20 protein-coding genes are annotated in these 19,033 nt (G+C 62.6%); 11 read left to right on the top strand and 9 right to left on the bottom strand.

From position 1 onward, the window contains the following. From secF to AC1965_RS11545, 8 genes are all read left to right on the top strand, one after another. Window positions 1-969 carry a protein translocase subunit SecF gene (secF, locus tag AC1965_RS11580; protein WP_483884024.1) on the top strand — a complete coding sequence of 323 codons (969 nt, stop codon included), beginning with the start codon at window positions 1-3 and terminating at the stop codon, window positions 967-969. Then, entirely contained in the window at window positions 962-1,717 is a 756-nt protein-coding gene (locus AC1965_RS11575) for a TSUP family transporter (RefSeq protein ID WP_483884023.1), read from the top strand. The genes secF and AC1965_RS11575 overlap by 8 nt, the downstream gene beginning before the upstream one ends. 3 nt (window positions 1,718-1,720) lie before the next feature. Continuing rightward, the gene (locus AC1965_RS11570; protein WP_483884022.1) at window positions 1,721-2,074 is read left to right on the top strand and encodes an Mth938-like domain-containing protein; all 354 of its coding nucleotides are present in this window, start codon (window positions 1,721-1,723) and stop codon (window positions 2,072-2,074) included. A 2-nt stretch (window positions 2,075-2,076) separates the two neighbouring features. Continuing rightward, window positions 2,077-2,694, top strand: coding sequence for a heme ABC exporter ATP-binding protein CcmA (gene ccmA, locus AC1965_RS11565; protein ID WP_483884021.1), 618 nt, complete (start codon window positions 2,077-2,079; stop codon window positions 2,692-2,694). Beyond that, entirely contained in the window at window positions 2,691-3,347 is a 657-nt protein-coding gene (ccmB, locus tag AC1965_RS11560; protein WP_483884020.1) for a heme exporter protein CcmB, read from the top strand. The genes ccmA and ccmB overlap by 4 nt, the downstream gene beginning before the upstream one ends. 65 nt (window positions 3,348-3,412) lie before the next feature. Then, window positions 3,413-4,147: a heme ABC transporter permease CcmC gene (gene ccmC / locus AC1965_RS11555; protein WP_483884019.1), complete on the top strand. Its 735-nt coding sequence runs from the start codon at window positions 3,413-3,415 to the stop codon at window positions 4,145-4,147. After that, window positions 4,144-4,302: a heme exporter protein CcmD gene (ccmD, locus tag AC1965_RS11550; RefSeq protein WP_483884018.1), complete on the top strand. Its 159-nt coding sequence runs from the start codon at window positions 4,144-4,146 to the stop codon at window positions 4,300-4,302. Before ccmC ends, ccmD begins: the two co-directional genes overlap by 4 nt. Beyond that, the gene (locus AC1965_RS11545; protein ID WP_483884017.1) at window positions 4,295-4,837 is read left to right on the top strand and encodes a DsbE family thiol:disulfide interchange protein; all 543 of its coding nucleotides are present in this window, start codon (window positions 4,295-4,297) and stop codon (window positions 4,835-4,837) included. The genes ccmD and AC1965_RS11545 overlap by 8 nt, the downstream gene beginning before the upstream one ends. A gap of 165 nt (window positions 4,838-5,002) precedes the next feature. Here the strand turns inward: AC1965_RS11545 and acnA are convergent, their stop codons facing one another. Then, window positions 5,003-7,777: an aconitate hydratase AcnA gene (acnA, locus tag AC1965_RS11540; protein WP_483884016.1), complete on the bottom strand. Its 2,775-nt coding sequence runs from the start codon at window positions 7,775-7,777 to the stop codon at window positions 5,003-5,005. Window positions 7,778-8,023: 246 nt separating this feature from the next. Here acnA and AC1965_RS11535 point away from each other — a divergent pair, with 246 nt between their 5' ends. Then, on the top strand, window positions 8,024-8,722 hold the full coding sequence (locus AC1965_RS11535; RefSeq protein WP_483884015.1) for a DUF1223 domain-containing protein: 699 nt from the start codon (window positions 8,024-8,026) through the stop codon (window positions 8,720-8,722). Window positions 8,723-8,796: 74 nt separating this feature from the next. Here the strand turns inward: AC1965_RS11535 and AC1965_RS11530 are convergent, their stop codons facing one another. The 6 genes from AC1965_RS11530 to AC1965_RS11505 form a co-directional block, all read right to left on the bottom strand. Further along, a complete protein-coding gene (locus tag AC1965_RS11530; protein WP_483884014.1) occupies window positions 8,797-9,708 on the bottom strand; it encodes a lysophospholipid acyltransferase family protein in 912 nt (303 codons plus the stop codon). A gap of 78 nt (window positions 9,709-9,786) precedes the next feature. Beyond that, window positions 9,787-10,869, bottom strand: a complete 1,083-nt coding sequence (locus AC1965_RS11525) for a flagellar motor switch protein FliG (protein WP_483884013.1) — start codon at window positions 10,867-10,869, stop codon at window positions 9,787-9,789. A 73-nt stretch (window positions 10,870-10,942) separates the two neighbouring features. Then, a complete protein-coding gene (locus tag AC1965_RS11520; RefSeq protein ID WP_483884012.1) occupies window positions 10,943-11,467 on the bottom strand; it encodes a tetratricopeptide repeat protein in 525 nt (174 codons plus the stop codon). Between the two features lie 112 nt (window positions 11,468-11,579). After that, a complete protein-coding gene (locus tag AC1965_RS11515; protein WP_483884011.1) occupies window positions 11,580-11,738 on the bottom strand; it encodes a hypothetical protein in 159 nt (52 codons plus the stop codon). 79 nt (window positions 11,739-11,817) lie between these two features. Next, a complete protein-coding gene (gene purB / locus AC1965_RS11510) occupies window positions 11,818-13,122 on the bottom strand; it encodes an adenylosuccinate lyase (protein WP_483884010.1) in 1,305 nt (434 codons plus the stop codon). A 201-nt stretch (window positions 13,123-13,323) separates the two neighbouring features. Next, window positions 13,324-14,538: a bifunctional alpha/beta hydrolase/OsmC family protein gene (locus AC1965_RS11505; RefSeq protein ID WP_483884009.1), complete on the bottom strand. Its 1,215-nt coding sequence runs from the start codon at window positions 14,536-14,538 to the stop codon at window positions 13,324-13,326. Window positions 14,539-14,709: 171 nt separating this feature from the next. Here AC1965_RS11505 and AC1965_RS11500 point away from each other — a divergent pair, with 171 nt between their 5' ends. Next, the gene (locus AC1965_RS11500) at window positions 14,710-15,864 is read left to right on the top strand and encodes a trans-sulfuration enzyme family protein (protein WP_483884008.1); all 1,155 of its coding nucleotides are present in this window, start codon (window positions 14,710-14,712) and stop codon (window positions 15,862-15,864) included. Window positions 15,865-16,086: 222 nt separating this feature from the next. Here AC1965_RS11500 and dddP read toward each other — a convergent pair whose 3' ends face one another. Continuing rightward, entirely contained in the window at window positions 16,087-17,424 is a 1,338-nt protein-coding gene (dddP, locus tag AC1965_RS11495; protein ID WP_483884007.1) for a dimethylsulfonioproprionate lyase DddP, read from the bottom strand. 160 nt (window positions 17,425-17,584) lie between these two features. Between dddP and AC1965_RS11490 the strand changes: the two genes are divergently transcribed. After that, window positions 17,585-18,292, top strand: coding sequence for a heme-dependent oxidative N-demethylase family protein (locus AC1965_RS11490; protein WP_483884006.1), 708 nt, complete (start codon window positions 17,585-17,587; stop codon window positions 18,290-18,292). Window positions 18,293-18,325: 33 nt separating this feature from the next. Here the strand turns inward: AC1965_RS11490 and AC1965_RS11485 are convergent, their stop codons facing one another. Continuing rightward, complete coding sequence (locus AC1965_RS11485) at window positions 18,326-18,769, bottom strand: glyoxalase superfamily protein (RefSeq protein ID WP_483884005.1); 444 nt, start codon at window positions 18,767-18,769, stop codon at window positions 18,326-18,328. Window positions 18,770-19,033 lie beyond the last annotated feature (264 nt).

Genomic DNA, 19,033 nt, shown 5'->3' with positions numbered 1-19,033 from the left:
ATGCGCCTGAAACTGGTTCCTGACGATACGAATTTCGATTTCTTCTACTACGCCAAGTCGACCTTTGGTGCTTCTGTGGTCGCGATGATCCTGTCGCTGGTGGTCTGGGCCGTGGTCGGGCTGAACTTTGGCATCGACTTCCGCGGTGGCACGACCCTGCGCACCGAAAGCGCGCAGGCCGTGGATGTGGGCCAATACCGCGAGGCGCTGACCCCGCTGGGCCTCGGCGACGTCACCATTTCCGAGGTGTTCGACCCCAGCTTTGGCGAAGACCGCCATGTGGCAATGATCCGCGTTCAGGCGCAAGACGGCCAAGAGGCCGCAACGACCGACACCATCGCGTCGATCCAGGGTGCGCTGCAAGGCGTCGCACCCGACATCAAGTTCACCTCGGTGGAATCGGTTGGACCCAAAGTATCGGGCGAGCTGATCCAAACCGCCTTTCTTGCCGTGGGCGGAGCGTTGGCGGCGATCCTGATCTACATTTGGTTGCGGTTCGAATGGCAGTTTTCCGTCGGTGCGGTGATTGCCCTGTTCCATGACGTGATCCTGACCATCGGCATCTTCTCGGCGCTGCAAATCAGGTTCGACCTGCCCGTGGTGGCGGCGATCCTGACGATCATCGGTTATTCGATCAACGACACGGTGGTGATCTTTGACCGGCTGCGGGAAAACCTGCGCAAGTACAAAAAACGCCCCCTGCGCGAGGTGATGAACCTCAGCGTGAACGAAACCCTCAGCCGCACGATCATGACCTCCGGCACGACACTGCTGGCGCTTGTCGCGCTTCTGGTGCTGGGCGGTGATGTGATCCGCGCCTTTGTTTTCGCTATTACATGGGGCGTGATCGTAGGCACCTATTCTTCCGTCTACGTGGCGAAAAACGTGGTGCTGTTTCTGGGGGTCAAGCGTGACTGGTCAAAACCAGATGCCAACGCTGGAAATCAATACGCGAATATAGATGCCTGACACACTGGCCCAGGCCCTGGCAATCGACGGATTGCTCTGGCTTGGGCTGGCAGTTGTGGTGGCGGGCCTGGTACGCGGCTTTGCCGGGTTCGGCTCTGCCATGATCATCATGCCGGTCGCCGCCTCCGTGCTGGCCCCGGTCGAGGCAATCCTTTTCATGACAGCGGCCGAATTGCTCGGCCCTCTGCCCAACCTGCCCGACGCCCTGCGCCGGGGCGCACCGCGCGACGTGGGCCGCCTGCTGCTCGGCGTGGTGGTGGGGATGCCGCTGGGGCTTTGGGGCCTGTCGCTGATGTCACCCGACGGCTTCGGCTGGCTGGTCTCGGGGGTGGTGCTGACGCTGCTTGCGCTTCTGATCACCGGTTGGCGCTACAATGGGTCACTGGGCGCGCGGCTGACCGTGGCCACCGGGGCCTTGGGCGGCTTCATGACCGGCTTTGCCGGCATCGCCGGGCCACCCGTGATCATGCTCTATATGGCCAGTCGCCTGCCAGCGGTGGTGATCCGGGCGAACTTCCTGCTTTATCTGCTGGCAATTGACCTGCTGCTCTTTGTCCTGCTTTGGGCGACGGGGCAGGTGGTCTGGGCGGTTCTGCTGCTGGGCCTGTTGGCCGGGGTGCCAAACATTCTCGCCAATATCGTCGGCGCACGCCTGTTTGATCCCAGCGCCGAGCGGGTTTTTCGCACGGTGGCCTATCTCATCATCGCCGCTTCGGCTATCATCGGCCTGCCACTTTGGAGGGGATGACCCATGCGCCTGAATGAGATCAAATTCACCGATGCCAAACCGGTGGACGGCTACGGTCCGGGCTTTTTCCGCATCGGCGGCGAGGTCTTTGAAGGTGCGGTGATCGTCGGCCCCGACGGTGTGCAAGGCTGGGGCGGGCTAAGCGATGCCACCTCTCTGCTCGCCCTGTCGGGTCAGGTCGATGTGCTGTTCCTCGGGACCGGGGCCGAGATGGCCCATATCCCCGATGACCTGCGAGAACCGCTGGACGCGGCCGGTCTCGGGGTTGAGCTGATGTCCTCTCCCGCCGCATGCCGCACGTATAACATCCTGCTCAGCGAAGGGCGGCGCGTGGCGCTGGCCCTCCTGCCGGTCTGACTATGGGCCTGCACGTGCAGGATCTGGCCGTCGAGCGCGGCGGTCTACCTGTGTTGACAGGGCTAAGCTTTGCGCTGAACGACGGCGAGGCGCTGATCCTGCGCGGTCCCAATGGTGCCGGCAAAACCACGCTACTGCGCACCCTCGCTGGATTGCAGACCCCGCTGGCAGGTACAATCACGGGGGCGTCAGACACCATCGCCTACGCGGGCCACGCGGATGGCATCAAAGCGATGCTCACTGTGTCTGAGAACCTTAGCTTCTGGGCGCAAGTATTTGGCACGGCTGATATTTTTCCCGCGATGACGGCCTTTGGCCTGACCCCATTGGCCGACCGTCTGGCAGGCACGCTGTCGGCGGGGCAGAAACGCAGGCTTGGGCTGGCGCGCCTCTTGGTGACGGGGCGGCCGATCTGGGTGCTGGATGAACCCACTGTTTCGCTCGACGTTGACGCGGTGGGCATGTTCGCCGCCGCGGTGCGTGGCCATCTTGCCGCAGGCGGCGCGGCGCTGATCGCCACCCATATCGACCTTGGACTGGACGCGCAGGTGCTGGATGTCGCCGCGTTCCGTGCCGCCCCGGGCGCGCGGGCCGGGGCCAGCGACGAGGCCTTCCTGTGAGGGCGCTCCTGCGCCGTGATCTGGCACTTGCCCTGCGCGCGGGCGGCGGCTTTGGCCTTGGGCTCGCGTTTTTCCTCATTGTCACGATGCTTGTGCCGTTCAGCGTTGGCCCTCAGGCCGCCCTGCTGGGCGATATCGCCCCCGGCATACTTTGGCTCGGCGCGCTGCTGGCGTGCCTTTTGTCCCTCGACCGCCTGCTGGCGCTGGATTTCGAGGATGGCACCCTTGATCTGCTCCTGACCGCGCCGCTCCCGCTTGAAGGGGCCTTGGCCGTGAAAGCATTGGCGCATTGGATCACCACCGGGCTGCCGCTGGTGCTGGCCGCGCCGATTCTGGGCGTGGGTCTGCACCTGGAAGCACCGGGGCACCTGTGGCTGATGCTTTCGCTCGCCCTTGGTACCCCGGCGCTGTCGGTCATCGGCACTTTCGGCGCCGCCCTGACGGTGGGCATCAAACGCGGCGGGCTGCTCATGTCGCTGCTGGTGCTGCCGCTCTATATCCCCACGCTGATTTTCGGGGCCGAAGTCGCGCGGCGCGGTGCGCAAGCGTTGGACGCCACCACGCCGGTCTTGATGCTTGCCGGGCTGACGCTCGCCACTGTCGCCCTGATGCCCTTCGCCGCCGCGACGGTCCTGCGCATGGGCCTGCGATGAACTCGCCTCTTACTCTCTCCCTTTTGTGCATTGAGTGGCGCGCAGCAGCGCGGTAGGTAAATCCCATGTCCCTTTGGCAATATGCAAATCCCGTCAAATTTCTCGCGCTCTCGGCGCGGGTGCAACCTGTGCTCTGGGCGCTGGCCGCTTGTTTTGTCGGGGCGGGACTGCTCTGGGGCTTTTTCGGCACGCCCGATGACGCGCGCCAGGGCAGCACCGTTAAAATCATCTACCTGCATGTGCCCGCCGCACTCATGGCGATCAATGCATGGTTTATGATGCTGGTGGCCTCACTGATCTGGCTGGTACGTCGGCATCACGTGTCTGCTCTGGCGGCCAAGGCGGCGGCTCCTGTGGGGCTGATCATGACACTGATCGCGCTGATCACAGGGGCGATCTGGGGTCAGCCGATGTGGGGCACATGGTGGGCCTGGGACCCGCGCCTGACGTCGTTTCTGATCCTGTTCCTCTTCTACCTCGGCTATATCGCGCTCTGGGAGGCGGTCGAAGACCCCGACACCGCCGCCGATCTTACCGCCATGCTCTGCCTTGTCGGCTCGGTCTTTGCCGTGCTGTCGCGCTATGCGGTGCAGTTCTGGAACCAGGGACTTCACCAAGGCACCTCTGTCCCCGTCGTGACAGGCGGGCGCAGCGTGGCGGATGTGTTTTTCTACCCGCTGGTGCTGTCGATGCTGGGCTTTGGACTGCTTTTTCTGGCGCTGGTGATTTACCGCACCGGCACCGAAATCCGCCTGCGCCGCGCGCGGGCCTTGCGTGCACGCATGGATCGGGGGGCATGATGCCAGAACTGGGAAAATACGCGGCAGAGGTGCTCTCGGCCTATGGTGTGTCCTTGCTGCTGCTGGCCGGTCTGGTCTGGGTCAGTCTTCACCGCGGCCGCGCCGCGCGCCGCGCGCTTGATGCAGCGGAGCAGGAGGCCAAGACCCATGACTAAGGTCTCTCCGATGATGATCGCCCCGCCGCTGATCTTTGCCGCTTTCGTCGCCCTTGCCGCTGTCGGCATGTACCGCGACGACCCCCAAGGATTGCCCTCTACCATGGTCGGCAGGCAGGCCCCCGCGCTGCCAAAAAAATCGCTGCCCGGCTATCCGGCTGCAACAGATGACATGCTGCGCAATGGTGAGGTGACGCTGATCAACTTCTGGGCCAGCTGGTGCCCGCCGTGCCGCGCCGAACACCCCAAACTGCTGGAGATGCAGGCCCAAGGGCTGACTATCATCGGCGTGAATTTCAAAGACACCCAAGGCAATGCCACCGCATACCTTGACGACGAAGAAAGCCCCTTTGCGGGCATCGGATTTGATCCGCAGGGTCGCACGGCGATCAACTGGGGCGTCACCGCGCCGCCAGAGACCTTTATCGTCAGCGGTGATGGCACCGTGCTCTTCCGCTATGCCGGGCCACTGGTGGGCAGCGACTATGAACAGCGCTTTTTACCCGCCCTGACAGACGCGCTGAACGCGCAGTAATCTTCTACTTTTTTGAGTTCTAAATACTCTCCGCCGGAGGCATCTAATCTCTTTTGCTGTGCCAGAAGAGTGTAATTGCCTCCGGCGGAGGGTATTTAAGACTCAGAAAAGCAAAAGGCCCCGGAGGCGATGCCGGGGCCTTTTTCATCTGTTTGAGCCGGTGGCTTAGGCCGATTTGGCCAGGTTGCGCAGCACGTAGTGCAGCACGCCGCCGTGTTCGATGTATTCAATCTCGATCGCCGTATCGATCCGGCATTTGAGCGTGATTTCCTTGGTCGATCCATCGCCCATGCTGATCGTGCAGGGCACTTCCTGTAGCGGCTTGATGGTGTCGAGCCCGGTGATCGACACGGTTTCATCGCCGCTCAGCCCCAGCGAGTTGCGCGTATCGCCGCCGGTAAACTCGAACGGGATAACGCCCATGCCAACCAGGTTGGAACGGTGGATACGCTCAAAGCTTTCCGCGATCACAGCCTTGACGCCCAGCAGCGCCGTGCCTTTGGCCGCCCAGTCGCGGCTAGAGCCCGCACCATAAAGCTCGCCCCCGAAGATCACCAACGGCGTGCCGTTTTCCTGATGCGCCATGGCTGCATCAAAGATCGAGGTCTGCGCCCCATCCGGGCCTTTGGTATAGCCACCCTCGACGCCATCGAGCATCTCGTTCTTGATGCGGATATTGGCAAAGGTGCCGCGCATCATGACTTCGTGGTTGCCGCGGCGCGAGCCGTAGGAGTTGAATTCGCGCACCGGCACCTGGCGTTCCACCAGATACTGACCCGCAGGCGTGGTTTCCTTGAACGACCCGGCTGGCGAAATGTGGTCGGTGGTGATCATGTCACCCAGGAGCGCCAGCACCTTGGCCCCCTCGATGTTAGAGATCACGCCCGGTTCTGGCGACATGCCCTGGAAATAGGGTGGGTTCTGCACATAGGTCGAGGTTGGCGGCCAGTCGTAGGTCTTGCTGTCCGTGGTCTCAACGTCCTGCCATTTTTCGTCGCCTTTGAAGACGTCGGCGTATTTGTCGAGAAAGGCTTCTCGCGTCACGGTCTGTTCGACCAAGTCTGCGATTTCCTTGGTCGTCGGCCAAATGTCCTTGAGATAGACGTCATTGCCCTCTTGGTCCTGACCCAGCGGTTGCCCCGTCAGGTCGTGGTTCATGTCGCCGACCAGCGCATAGGCCACCACAAGCGGCGGCGAGGCGAGGTAGTTGGCGCGCACGTCGGGGCTGATCCGCCCTTCAAAGTTGCGGTTGCCCGACAGGATCGAGGTGCCGATCAGATCATAGTCGTTGATCGCCTTGCTGATTTCGGGCTCCAGCGGGCCAGAGTTACCGATACAGGTGGTGCACCCGTAACCCACGAGGTTGAACCCGATCGCGTCGAGGTCTTCCTGCAGGCCAGCAGCTTCGAGGTAATGTGACACAACCTGCGAACCCGGGGCGAGAGATGTTTTGACCCAAGGCTTGCGCGTCAGACCCAAGGCGCGCGCTTTGCGTGCCACAAGGCCTGCACCGATCATCACGTAAGGGTTCGATGTATTGGTGCAGGATGTGATCGAGGCGATCACGATGGAACCGTCATGCAACTGATAATGGCCGTCGTCCGTGGTCACGAAACCGCGGTTGTGATGGCCTTCATCGCCTGGAATGTCGCGCGGCTCTGGCTGGCCGCCTTCACCTTCCCATGTGATTTCCTGCGCCGGGGACGCATCTTTGCCCGCGCGCACACCTTTTACGTAATCGCCAAAGGCACTGTGGGCGCGGTCCAGCGCAATGTGGTCCTGCGGGCGCTTGGGGCCAGAGATAGCCGGCACAACGGTGCCCATGTCGAGCCCAAGCGTGTCGGTGTAGATCGGTGCATAGTCGGCGCCGCGCCACATGCCATTGGCCTGTGCATAGGCTTTGACCAGTGCCACACGATCCTTGTCGCGGCCGGTGTTGGTCAGATAGCGCAGGGTCTCGTCGTCGATCGGGAAGAAACCACAGGTGGCACCGTATTCGGGGGCCATGTTGGCGATCGTCGCGCGGTCGGCCAGCGGCAGGTGATCCAGACCGGCGCCGTAGAATTCGACAAACTTGCCGACCACACCCTTTTCGCGCAGCAGCTCGACCACTTTGAGCACCAGATCAGTACCGGTGGTGCCTTCCATCATGCGACCCGTCAGCTCAAAACCCACAACTTCGGGAATCAGCATCGAAATCGGCTGGCCCAGCATCGCCGCCTCGGCCTCGATCCCGCCAACGCCCCAGCCTAGAACGGCGGCACCATTGACCATTGTGGTATGGCTGTCGGTACCAACCAGCGTGTCAGGGTATGCCACCTCATCGCCGTGCTGATCCTTGTCGGACCAGACAGTCTGGCTGAGGTATTCCAGGTTCACCTGGTGACAGATGCCGGTGCCGGGGGGCACAACGCGGAAGTTGTTGAAGGCTTTCTGGCCCCACTTAAGGAAGGTATAGCGCTCGATGTTGCGCTCGTACTCGCGGTCCACGTTCATCTGAAAGGCGCGCGGGTTGCCAAACTCGTCGATCATGACCGAATGGTCGATCACGAGGTCGACAGGGTTCAGCGGGTTGATCTTGTCCGGGTCGCCGCCAAGCGCCACCAGACCGTCGCGCATCGCGGCAAGGTCGACAACCGCCGGCACACCAGTGAAATCCTGCATCAGCACGCGGGCCGGGCGATAGGCGATCTCGCGGGGGTTCTTGCCACCTTTGGCACCCCATTCGGCAAAGGCCTTGATATCGTCCACGGTGACGGTCTTTCCGTCCTCGAAACGCAGCATGTTTTCCAGCACGACCTTCAGTGCGGCAGGCAGGTTGGAAAAATCACCAAGCCCGGCCTCTTGCGCGGCGGGGATGGAATAATAGGCGATATTCTGGCTGCCGACAGAAAGGGTCTTGCGGGTTTTGGCTGTGTCGTGACCAACTTGGATCGTCATGGCGGGCTCCCTTCGGGGTCTGATGGGTGGCGTAATTCCCGCCTCAATGCCATTACCGGGCGGGTGGTTCAACTGATATTGCGGGCTTTCGGCATCTTTTGTATACCATTGTGTACCGAATTTAAAGGATTCCCGCGTGGGGCCGTGACCTTGGCCACACGGGGGTTTCAAGAAACCTTGATTGGTTATTTCAGGGTGCGGCGGCTAAACCGGGGCAAGCGGCATAAACAGACCAATTGGAATCATATGAAACAGAGTATCACATCGCTTGTTGCGGCCGCATGGCTGCTCGCGCCGCCGGTGGCGGCGCAGGACAATCCGGTTGTGGTCGAACTGTTCACGTCGCAGGGCTGTTCGTCGTGCCCGGCGGCGGATGAAATGCTGGCCGAGATCGCAACGCGGGAAGACATCATCGCGCTGGCGCTGCATGTGGATTACTGGGATTACATCGGCTGGCAGGACACCTTCGGTGACCCCGTCCATTCCGACCGACAGCGCGCCTATGCCGCCAAGGGCCAGCGGCGCAGTGTCTTTACCCCTGAAATGATCGTACAGGGCCAAAGCGACATCGTCGGTGCAAAGCCGATGGCCCTGATGAAGGCCGTGGCGCATCATGCTGACCAGCCCGCGAAAGTCGCCCTGGAGCTGGCGCGCAACGGGAACGATCTGACGATCAAGGCGCACACGTTGACAGCGTTGCCGGGGCCGCTGACCCTGCACCTGCTGCGCTACACCCCGCTGCAGACAACGCAGATCATGCGCGGTGAAAACGCAGGTCGTGCGATTGAATACGCCAATATTGTCGAAGGATGGACCGTGCTGGGCGAATGGGATGGCAAAACTGCGCTGTCGATGCAAGCCGAGGTGCAGGGGCCCAAGCCGGTGGTGGTGCTGGTACAGGCGCGCGGCACCGGGCCGATCCTCGCCGCCGCGCGCGTGAAGTAGAGGCTGTTTGGGGGGCCAACCCCCCAAGCCCCCCGAGGGTATTTAAGGCCCGGAAAAGCAAACAGAACGCCGCATCACGGCTCGTGCGCCCGCCAGCGGCGGTGGACCCAGAACCACTGTTCCGGCTGGGCGATGATCTGTGCCGCGAGGTTGTCGTTCAGCGCCTGCGTCATCGTTGTGGGGTCGCTATGGGGTATCGGCGCATCCAGCCGAACGTCGAAACTCACGCCGTCAGCGCGCCGGATGCCGTAGAACGGGATCAGCAGCGCGTCGTAGCGCAGTGCAAGTTCGGCCGCGGACAGGGCGGTGCGGGCAGGCTGGCCTATGAAATCAAGCGCAGGCGCCCCCTGCACATGCTGGTCAAACAGCAGCACCAATTGCCCGCCCTGGCGCAGGTGGCGTACAAAGCCCGCGGTGCCGCGCCGGCCTTGCGGAAACACCGGACCGCCAAAGGCTTCCAACGTCTTTACGTAGTGGCGATTGAAAAACGGGTTCTTCATATCGCGGTAAAGCCCGCCGATGTTATAGCCCTGTGCCACCAGCGTGGCGCGCGCGGCTTCGTAGTTGCCATAGTGGCCGGTCACCAAAATCACCGGCTGCCCGGCGGCGGCTGCGTCTTTTAATGCCTGAACGCCCGCGCCATGTGGCACATTCTGCGCCATGCGCTGCGGAAAATCGCGGGCCGAGTAGTTTTCGATAAACGCCCGCCCGAGATTGTTGAGGCAGCCCGCCGTAATCTCGCGCCGCCGCGGCATCGTCAGTTCAGGCCAGATCAGTTCCAGATTGGCGAACGTACGGCTGCGATATCCCGCCAGTGGGGCCAGCACATGCTGCACCAAGCCCCCGACAAACCGCAGGCGTGTGCGGTAGGGCAGCGCCAGCGCCAGTCTGATGATGCCCACAATCAGCAGGTTCGACAGGTAGTGGCGCGCCCGTCGGGCAAAGGATGTACCAGGCGGGTAGAGGGGGGGCTGTTGATCTTGCATAAGGCTCTTGCACACAGGGAAGTTGCCCCCGACATAGCCTGCACCGCCGCGTTCAACAAGCGGGGGCAGCGCCCGGTGCTAACCCTCGTCGCCTTCTTCCTCGATGACCAGCAGCAGGTCACCACTTGCCTCCATCTCACGGATCTTGGCGACGATCTCGGACATGGCGTCTTCTGCGTCGGCGGGTTTGACCTTGCCTGCCTCGGTGATTTCCTCGCGCAGTTGGTCGGCCATGCGGCCTGACATGTTTTCCAGCACAAATGCCATCGACGGGCCGTATCCTGCCGCCTCGGCCCCGGCGAGGGCCAGCACCAGCCGCGCCTGATCGACCTCGCGCAGGATGCGCGGGATGTCGCGTGGGGCGATGCGCTGCGGAATGTTGGCGAAGGTAAAGATTGCCTTGCGCACAGCATTGGCAAATCCCTGATCGGTTTCGTCCAACCCCTCAAGCATGTCATCGCGCGTGAGCGTGGTGGTGGAATTCAGGATCGCGCCGACCCGTTCAACCGGATTGCTGTCAAAGGCGCTGACCGGCTGATCGTCCAACTGCGTCGCCAACGCGAGGCCGATCCGGTCGACGGCATCGGGGGTGACACTGCTGGTCAGCGACACCGCGTAGGTGATGCGCCGCGCCTGCGGGCCGGGCAGGCGGCCCAGCAGATCGGCGGCCATGGCCACGCTTAATTTAGACAGCATCACCGCCGCGACCTCGATGCTTTCGTTCTGCAGGACAGGCAACAGTTTGTCGGCGCCCAGATCGCGCAGCCGCGCCCAAGGGTCGCCCGCCCGGCGCACACCTGCTTCCTTGCGCAGGCGCGCGGCGGTCTGGCGGCTGATCTTGCCGTCCAGAACATCCAGCGCCCCGGCAATGCCGCCCGGAAATGACAGGCCGATCTGATCAAGCTCGCTGATGAATTCGTCGACGACCGAGGCAAGCGTGTCGCGGTCCACGGTACGCATCGACCCCATCTGCTGGGTCAGGCTGGCCTGCAATTCCTCTGGCAGTTCCTCCAGCGGGATGTCGGCCCCTTCGTTCAGCAGCAGGCGCACCACGACCGCCGCCTTGGCGCGGCGTGTCAGCGTGATCCGCGCGCCGAAACCAGTTTCACCGCCACCAGCCGCCATCGGGGCAAAACCGCCCATCGGTACGATATCATTCATCTAAGCCTGTCATCCCTCGCGCCGCATTTCCGTGACGGCAGGTGTGACAGGCAAAGATGAAAAAAGCCTGAAATCAGTAGCTGCTGCCGCGACCTGTTGCGATGGCATTACGCAGCGATGCTTCGGCCCAGGTGCCGCTGCCGCCATGCCTGCGAATCTCGCGCAGTTGTGCCAGCGCCTGTGCCATCTGCCCCTGTTCGACAAGGGCCTGCCCCATATAGGAACGCGCAAGGATATTGCCCGGATTTTTCGCCAGCGCTGCGGTATAATAGGCCATACCGCCCGCAGTATCGCCCAGTTTTCGGGTCGTGAACCCCAGATAGGTCAGCGTGCGGTCGTCGTCCTGCGGCATCGCGGCCAGCACGGTCTGCGCCTCTGTATAGCGCCCGGCATGGGCCAGCGCGCGCAGGGTCTCATACCGGTCCAGATCGTTCAGACGGCTGTCATTGGCATCGGTGCAGGTTTTGGTGGTCTTGTCATAGACCTGGCCGTTTTCGCATTTCGGTTTTTCCGGCGCCTTTTCATCACCGCCCCCTGCGGCCAGCAAACCAGTGGGCAGGGCAAATGCGAGCGCGGTGGTCAACAGGATATTACGCATGAAACAAACTCCGGAACAAAATTACACCAAGTAAAAAGGTAGCACGCCGCGCCGACCAGTAAAGCGCGCAGCGCTGCGGACCGATCACAACTTCAAGACAGCGCGTACCGGCTCAGGTCGTTGCATCCACCACACAAGAGCCGCTGACACTGTCGTAAACCGTCCCCTCGGCGCAGGACATCGCCTGTTTGCCATGATCACAGCCCTGAGCAAAGCTTAGGCCGGGGGCCACCACAAGGGCGAGGGTGGCCAGTGCAATTCCAAGTTTCATGATATTACTCCTTTGACATGCGCAGGCAGGATACACCCGCCCGCGCATTTCTCAAAGGACGACGCTTAGGCGCAGGCCATCAGGCGCCGAAGACACGTTTGAAAATCGTGTCGACATGTTTGGTGTGGTAGCCCATGTCGAACTTTTCTTTGATGCCGTCTTCGCCCAGAGCGGCGACGACATCGGCATCCGCAAGCAGCAGATCGCGGAAATCCAGGCGTTCCTCCCAGACTTTCAGCGCATTGCGCTGCACCATTGAATAGGCGTCCTCTCGGCTGACACCGGCCTGCGTCAGCGCCAGCAAGACTCGTTGGCTCATCACGAGGCCGGGGAATTTGTTCATATTGTCCAGCATGTTCTGCGGGAAGATCAGCATTTTTTCGATGACGCCCGCCAAACGGTGCAGGGCAAAATCCAGCGTCACGGTGGCGTCCGGGCCGATGCCACGCTCGACCGAGCTGTGCGAGATATCGCGCTCATGCCAAAGTGCGACGTTCTCCATCGCGGGGATCACCGACATGCGCACCAGACGGGCGAGTCCCGTGAGGTTTTCCGTCAGCACCGGGTTCTTCTTGTGCGGCATGGCGGAAGAGCCCTTTTGACCCATGGAGAAGAATTCCGCACCTTCCAGCACCTCGGTGCGTTGCATGTGGCGAATCTCGATCGCGATGTTTTCGATGCTGCTGGCGATGACCCCCAGCACGGCAAAGAACATCGCGTGGCGGTCACGCGGGATCACCTGGGTGGAAATCGGCTCGGGTGTCAGGCCCAGTTTGGCGCAGACATGTTCTTCGACCGCCGGGTCGACGTTGGCGAAGGTGCCCACGGCCCCGGAAATCGCGCCGGTCGCAATCTCTGCGCGTGCGGCGACCAGACGGGCGCGGTTGCGGTCCATCTCGGCATAAAAGCGGGCGAAGGTCAGGCCCATGGTGGTCGGCTCGGCATGGATGCCGTGGCTGCGGCCCACGCGCACCGTGTCCTTATGCTCCAGCGCACGTGTCTTCAGCGCGGCCAGCAGCTTGTCCACGCCCGCCAGCAGCAGGTCAGAGGCGCGCACCAATTGCACGTTGAAACAGGTGTCGAGCACGTCTGACGATGTCATGCCCTGATGCACAAAGCGCGCTTCGTCGGCACCGACGTGTTCGGCCAGATGGGTCAGAAATGCGATGACGTCGTGTTTGGTGACGGCTTCGATCTCGTCAATGCGGGCCACGTCGAATTGGACGTCCTTGGCTTTCCAGACCGCTTCGGCATTCTCGCGGGGGATCACGCCGATGTTGGCCATGGCGTCGCAGGCATGGGCCTCGATCTCGTACCAGATGCGGAATTTCGTTTCCGGCGACCAGATGGCAACCATATCGGGACGGGAATAGCGGGGGATCATTGGCGCGCACCTTTTCGTGACTATTGGAATGGGTCACGGGCGCAATAGACTGACTGGGGGTCAAGGACAAGTCTGTGGGGTGATGCGGGGCGGCGAGGGCCCGGCGCGCGACGCGCTGGTTCCGGGCCGGGCAGGGGGCGCTGCCCCCCGGCGCATGCGCGCCGTCCCCCGAGGGTATTTATGCCCCGAAAAAGTGAAAAGTTAGTCAAGCAGTTCGGTGACGACGTTCGAGCTGCGTTCGAGGGTGCGATGGACGGGGCATTTATCCGCAATCTCCAGCAGGCGGTGGCGCTGGTCGCGGGTGAGGTCGCCTGTCAGGCGAATGCGGCGGCGCCAGGTGTCGATCTTGTCGCCGCTGCCGGTTTCGGCATCCTGCGCATGGACCTTGTCGTGGCAGACATCGACGCTGACATGCTCCAGTGGCCACCCCTTGCGGCGGGCATACATGCGGATCGTCATCGACGTGCAGGCCCCCAGGCCGGCCGAGAGGTAGCCATAAGGCGACATGCCCTTGTTGGTACCGCCATAAGCCAGCGGTTCATCGGCCAGAGTGTGATGGTGGGGGCCTGCTTGGATGTCTTGCAGAAAACCGTCAGGATCGGCCTCGGCCACCCGAACAATACCCTCGGGCGCACCGGGGGGCGGGGCGGGGGATTTCAGTGCAAGGTAACGATCAGCCCAGGTGGCGATGACATCTGCGGCATATTCGGCATCTGCGGCCTTGGTGATAAGGTGGTCGGCATCGTCGAGCGTGATAAAGCTTTTGGGGTGTTTGGCCGCGACAAAGATGCGCGCGGCATTGTCGATGCCCACAACCGCGTCGCGCGGGGCGTGCAGCACCAGCAGGGCAGCGTTCAGCCCCGCAATCGCGGGGGCAAGTGCAGCCCCCGTCACATCGTCGATAAAGCCTTGGCTGATGGTTACCGGACGCCCCCCCAGATTGACCTCGGCGCGGCCTTTCGCTTTGATCTGCGGCAAAGCATCGGCAAAGTTATGTGTGACATGGCCGGGGTCGAATGGCGCACCAAGCGTGACGACGCCCTTGATCCCCGCCATATCCGGGGCGGCCTTGAGCACGGCCGCCCCACCCAGCGAATGGCCGATCAGCAGGCTGGGGGCCATGCCACGCCGCGCCAGTTCGGCCTGAGCCGCAATCAGATCATCGACATTGGACGTGAAGGAGGTATTGGCAAACTCGCCCTTGGAATGGCCTAAGCCAGTAAAATCGAACCGCATCACCGCGATCCCCATGCCAGCAAGCCGTGCCGCAATGCGCCGCGCGGCGGGGATGTCTTTGCCGCAGGTGAAACAATGGGCGAAAAGCGCTGTGGCCAGAAGTGGCCCTTCGGGCAAATCCAGCCGGGCTGACAGCGGGCTGCCATCATGGCCGGGAAAGGTGATCTGTTCGGTGGCCATTGTGGTGCTCCTGCTGTCGGTGCTTTGAGGGTGGGCTCTTGGCGCGCCGGGCGCAAGGGGCGGGCGGGCGCTTTCACACAGGCGTGACGCGCCGCGGGGTGCGTGTGATCGCATTTGCCCCGCGATCAGGCTTTGTGTAACACAGCATCAAACAACGAAAGAGATACGCCCGTGGCCACAGCCCCCAAGTCCCCCCTGCACCTCGCCACCATCGCCGCACAGGCCGCCGGGATCACCGATGCCGCCACCGGGGGTGTTGTCCCCCCGGTACAGTTTTCAACGACCTACCTGCGCGATGCAGACTATCAGCCGGTGAAGCCCGGCAATGTCTATCTGCGCTCGCACAATGAAAACACGCGCGCCGCCGAACAGGTGCTTGGCGCGCTGGAAGGGGCCGAGGCGACACTGCTCTTCCCCTCGGGCATGGCCGCCATCGCGGCGGTGTTCCGCACCGTGCCCAACGGTGCCGCCGTTGTTGTGCAAAGCCAGATCTACTGGGGCACCACCAAATGGATCCGTGATTTCTGCGCCCGCCGCCAGATCGCGCTGCACGAGGTAGAGGCCTCTGATCTAGACGCCTTTGCCGCGATCTGCCGCAAGGTACAGCCGGACCTGTGCCTGATCGAAACCCCGTCGAACCCCTGGCTGCGTATCACCGATATCTCTGCCACGGCAGAGGTCGCGCATGCCGTGGGCGCCACGCTGGTCGTAGACAGCACCGCCGCATCTCCGGTGCTCAGCCATCCTCTGGCGCATGGGGCCGATATCGTGATGCATTCCGCGACCAAGGGGATCAACGGGCATTCCGACGTGCTGGCCGGGTCGCTGGCCACCAATGCGCCCGATGCCGCGCGCTGGCAGATGATCCAATCGGACCGGGACGAAGCAGGCGCTGTGATCGGCCCGATGGAGGCATGGCTGCTGACACGCGGCATGCGCACGCTGCCGCTCAGGATGCGGGAAATGTCGCGCAATGCGATGGCGCTGGCGGAGTATCTGTCGGATCATCCAAGGGTGGAAATGGCGCTTTACCCCGGTCTGGCCGACCACCCCGGCCACGCGATTGCCGCACGGCAGATGTCGGGCGGTTTTGGCGGCTTGCTGTCCTTTGTCGTCAAGGGCGGCGCGCAGGCGGCGCTGGGCGCGGCAGGGCGGTTGCAACTGTTCCATCGCGCCACATCGCTGGGCGGGGTCGAAAGCCTGGTCGAGCATCGCCACACGATTGAGCCGCACACAGGCATACCCGAAGGGCTGCTGCGCCTGTCAGTTGGGATCGAGGCGGTGGAGGATCTGCGCGACGATCTGGGGCAGGCCTTGGGGCAGTAGAGGAGGGGCAGCGCCTGCCCGTGGGATGGCGCTTCGAACGGTGATCCGTCCCACTTAATGCCGCAGCGGTATCGCGCCTTATCAAACTTGATCCAAGCCTTGCTCAATCGCCAGCCCGCCCAGACGGGCAGGCGATGGTCCGGCGCGCTACGCGCTTGTTCCGGACGGGTGGCAATATCGGGGTTGTTTTCGAATTTGGCGGACGGGTGCGCGGATCGCACCTCACGCCCCCATCAACGCCGCATCAAACGGATACTGGGTCAACCGTTCAAACCCATCCTCCGTCACCAGCACCTGATCCTCCAACTTGATCGAAAAATCCCCGCCCTCAGGCGACACCAGTGCCTCGACGCACAGCACCATCCCCGCCTCCAGCGGATAGTCATAGGCCCCGGGCACCGCGTGGTCCGGGTAGGCGACCAGCGGCCATTCATCACACAGACCCACCCCATGCATCAGACAGCCGTATTTCTGCGCCTGAAACTGGGCATCCAACACATGCGTGCCGGCAGACAGCTCTGGAATCATCACACCGGGGCGCAGCATTTGCATATTGGTCATGATATGCTCGTGCGCGTGCTGCATGGCATAGACCATATCAGGGCGCGGTTTTGCATCGCCCAGCCACCAGGTGCGCGAAATATCAACACAAATGCCATAGCTGCCCACCAGATCGGTATCAAAGGCAATGATCTCATTCGGGCGGGTCAGGCGCTGGCCACATTCCTGAAACCACGGGTTGGTGCGCGGGCCCGACGTCAGCAACCGTGTCTCGATCCATTCGCCGCCGCGGCGGATGTTCTCGGTGTGCAGCACCGCCCAGATGTCATCCTCGCAGGTTTGACCCAGTGGCACATGGGCGCGGGCGAAATCCTCCATCTCGCGCACCGCCACCTCGCAGGCATGGCTGGCACAGCGCATCGCCAAAATCTCATCAGGGCCTTTGACTGATCGGGATTTCTCGGTCACCTCTTCGCCGTCGATCACCTCAAACCCCTGCGCCTCCAGCGCGCGCAGCCCGTGCAGCATGATCTTGTCCACCGCCAACCGTTTGCCACCACCATGCTCGGCCAGCAACAATCGCACCTCATTGGCAAAGGTATCGGCGGCGACATCCACCTTGTCGCCCCGGTCAAAGTAAAACAAATCCGCCCCCGAACGCTGCTCGCGCACCAAAGGGTTGAACGTGCTTAGAAACGGCGAGTTCTTGTAATCCCAGATCACCATATAGCCATCGGCACACAGCAACACGGCGCGGAACGGGTTGTGCGTGTTCCACAACTGCATGTTGGTACTGTCGGTGGCATAGCGGATGTTGAGCGGGTCAAACATCAACAGCCCCGCCAGCCCGCGCGCCACCACATGCGCCGTCAGCCTTTCCCAGCGATAGCGCCGCATCGCGTCCAAATCCGGCAACACCAGCCCCGCCGCGGCCCATTCCGCCATGGCCAGGCGTGTCGGGCCGATCTCGATCCGGTCATCGTCGTTGGGGCTGCCGTCCGCCAACGCCGCACCTCGGCTGGGGTCGATCTTGCGGGTGTCGCGGTGGTGTGTGTTCATGGCCGACCTCCTGCATTCAGACTGGCAGTATTCTGACCCGGCTCATGGCAAATACCGACGCCTTCTGATGTCGTTTTCACGCCTGAACCTTTTTACGCCTGATCTTTCGCTCAGGATTTTTCTCACGACAATCCGGGGCAGGGGCCGTAACAGTGGGGGCATGACCGTTATCTTGCAAAATCATCTCCCCGATGCCCAAACGGGCGCCCCGTCCTTGCCCGGTGTTGCGCCCTGCGCGCCAGACGACTGGCTGCGCGTCGACGACGCCTATGCGACCCAGATGGCCTACAAAGCCCAATTGCTGGCCGAACGGCAGCCTGCCGTGCTCTGGTCCCAAGACACAGCGTTGCCCGCCGCCCAAGAGGTGCTTGCCGAGGTGCTCAAACTCTTGCCGGGGCTGGGATTTACTGTGGCGCAGGATGTGGTGACCTGCCCCGACGGGCGGCATGTCACACTGGATGAAACGCGCCCGCTCTGGACGCTGGGCCATCTGGTGCAGGAGGACATCTGCATCTTGCAAAAACGAGGCGCAGAACATGTGCTGACGGGGGCGGTGCTGTGCTTTCCGGCCAACTGGCGGCTGTCGGACAAGGCGGGGCAACCGTTGATCGGCATTCACGCCCCGGTGCCTGAATATGACGCCGATATCGCGCGCCGGGTGCAGCGCCTGTTTGACGGGGTGCGGGCCGGGCGGCCCCTGTGGCGGTTCAACCGCCTGACCTATGCCGACCCCGATCTGCACCAGCCGCGCCGCATTGCCGATGACCGCCCGCGCGATTTCATCCGGTCCGAGCGTCAGTGTATCCTGCGCCTGCCGCAGAGCGATGCGGTGGTGTTTACCATTCACACATGGGTGGTGGCAGGCTGACCCTCCGACACCATGGATGCCGGAGGGTCCCTGTCACGGATGATCCAGCACCATATGCGGCTGCCCGTCCGAGGTTTTCTGCGGCGACACCCCGCCGGCGGTGACCGTGGTGTTCACCTGACGGCGAAAACTGCTGAACAGATCCGACGTCACCACGTCGATGGCGGCGTCAAATCGCAACGTCAGGGACCAGTAGCCGCCCGACGACAGCCGCGCCGCCTTGACCATGCCGGCAAAGGGATGGCCCAGATAGCGGCCTGTCACGCGCTGACCGGGGGTGAAACCGGGGTGTTCGTTGCCGCTGCGCGCGACCAAGGTGTTCCAGTCCCGCGCGCCCCATTGGTGGGCCACAGTTTCCAGCGCCTGCGCGTGGCTGATCATCTGCCCCCGCGCTGCAAGATCGGCACGCAGCCGCTTGGCCTGGGTTTTCAGAACATCGCGCGATGGGGTCTGATTGGTGGGAAATAGGGTCGTCATATCAACACTCCTGCACTCTCGCATCGGTGAAGGGGGTCCGCATTGCCCATCAATCCACGAGAGATTGGTGTGTTGTCTGTGCTCAGGGCTTCACCGGGTTGCGGACGGCAGGGGCCTGACCCTCTGCCTTGCAAATAGCCAAAGCCGGGCGCGCCTTCAAGAGCCCGTGCTGCGGCTAGGGGGAACCTGTGGCTTTTGAGTTTATCTGGCGACGTGAATTAAAAGACATGAATTGAAACGGGCCACCGCCTGCCCGTTGAAGGG

This window comes from Sulfitobacter sp. KMM 9851 (assembly GCF_057178245.1).
The sequence above is the reverse complement of the archived record's forward strand: the minus strand, read 5'-3'. Positions and strand labels throughout refer to the sequence as shown.

Coding starts and splice junctions, on each gene's coding strand:
- ccmC (WP_483884019.1), top strand. CDS start 3,413: ATGTCCCTTTGGCAATATGCAAATCCCGTCAAATTTCTCGCGCTCTCG.
- dddP (WP_483884007.1), bottom strand. CDS start 17,424: ATGAACACACACCACCGCGACACCCGCAAGATCGACCCCAGCCGAGGT.
- ccmA (WP_483884021.1), top strand. CDS start 2,077: ATGGGCCTGCACGTGCAGGATCTGGCCGTCGAGCGCGGCGGTCTACCT.
- AC1965_RS11515 (WP_483884011.1), bottom strand. CDS start 11,738: ATGAAACTTGGAATTGCACTGGCCACCCTCGCCCTTGTGGTGGCCCCC.
- ccmD (WP_483884018.1), top strand. CDS start 4,144: ATGATGCCAGAACTGGGAAAATACGCGGCAGAGGTGCTCTCGGCCTAT.
- AC1965_RS11575 (WP_483884023.1), top strand. CDS start 962: ATGCCTGACACACTGGCCCAGGCCCTGGCAATCGACGGATTGCTCTGG.
- secF (WP_483884024.1), top strand. CDS start 1: ATGCGCCTGAAACTGGTTCCTGACGATACGAATTTCGATTTCTTCTAC.
- AC1965_RS11530 (WP_483884014.1), bottom strand. CDS start 9,708: ATGCAAGATCAACAGCCCCCCCTCTACCCGCCTGGTACATCCTTTGCC.
- AC1965_RS11545 (WP_483884017.1), top strand. CDS start 4,295: ATGACTAAGGTCTCTCCGATGATGATCGCCCCGCCGCTGATCTTTGCC.
- acnA (WP_483884016.1), bottom strand. CDS start 7,777: ATGACGATCCAAGTTGGTCACGACACAGCCAAAACCCGCAAGACCCTT.
- AC1965_RS11525 (WP_483884013.1), bottom strand. CDS start 10,869: ATGAATGATATCGTACCGATGGGCGGTTTTGCCCCGATGGCGGCTGGT.
- purB (WP_483884010.1), bottom strand. CDS start 13,122: ATGATCCCCCGCTATTCCCGTCCCGATATGGTTGCCATCTGGTCGCCG.
- AC1965_RS11490 (WP_483884006.1), top strand. CDS start 17,585: ATGACCGTTATCTTGCAAAATCATCTCCCCGATGCCCAAACGGGCGCC.
- AC1965_RS11505 (WP_483884009.1), bottom strand. CDS start 14,538: ATGGCCACCGAACAGATCACCTTTCCCGGCCATGATGGCAGCCCGCTG.
- AC1965_RS11570 (WP_483884022.1), top strand. CDS start 1,721: ATGCGCCTGAATGAGATCAAATTCACCGATGCCAAACCGGTGGACGGC.
- AC1965_RS11535 (WP_483884015.1), top strand. CDS start 8,024: ATGAAACAGAGTATCACATCGCTTGTTGCGGCCGCATGGCTGCTCGCG.
- AC1965_RS11520 (WP_483884012.1), bottom strand. CDS start 11,467: ATGCGTAATATCCTGTTGACCACCGCGCTCGCATTTGCCCTGCCCACT.
- AC1965_RS11485 (WP_483884005.1), bottom strand. CDS start 18,769: ATGACGACCCTATTTCCCACCAATCAGACCCCATCGCGCGATGTTCTG.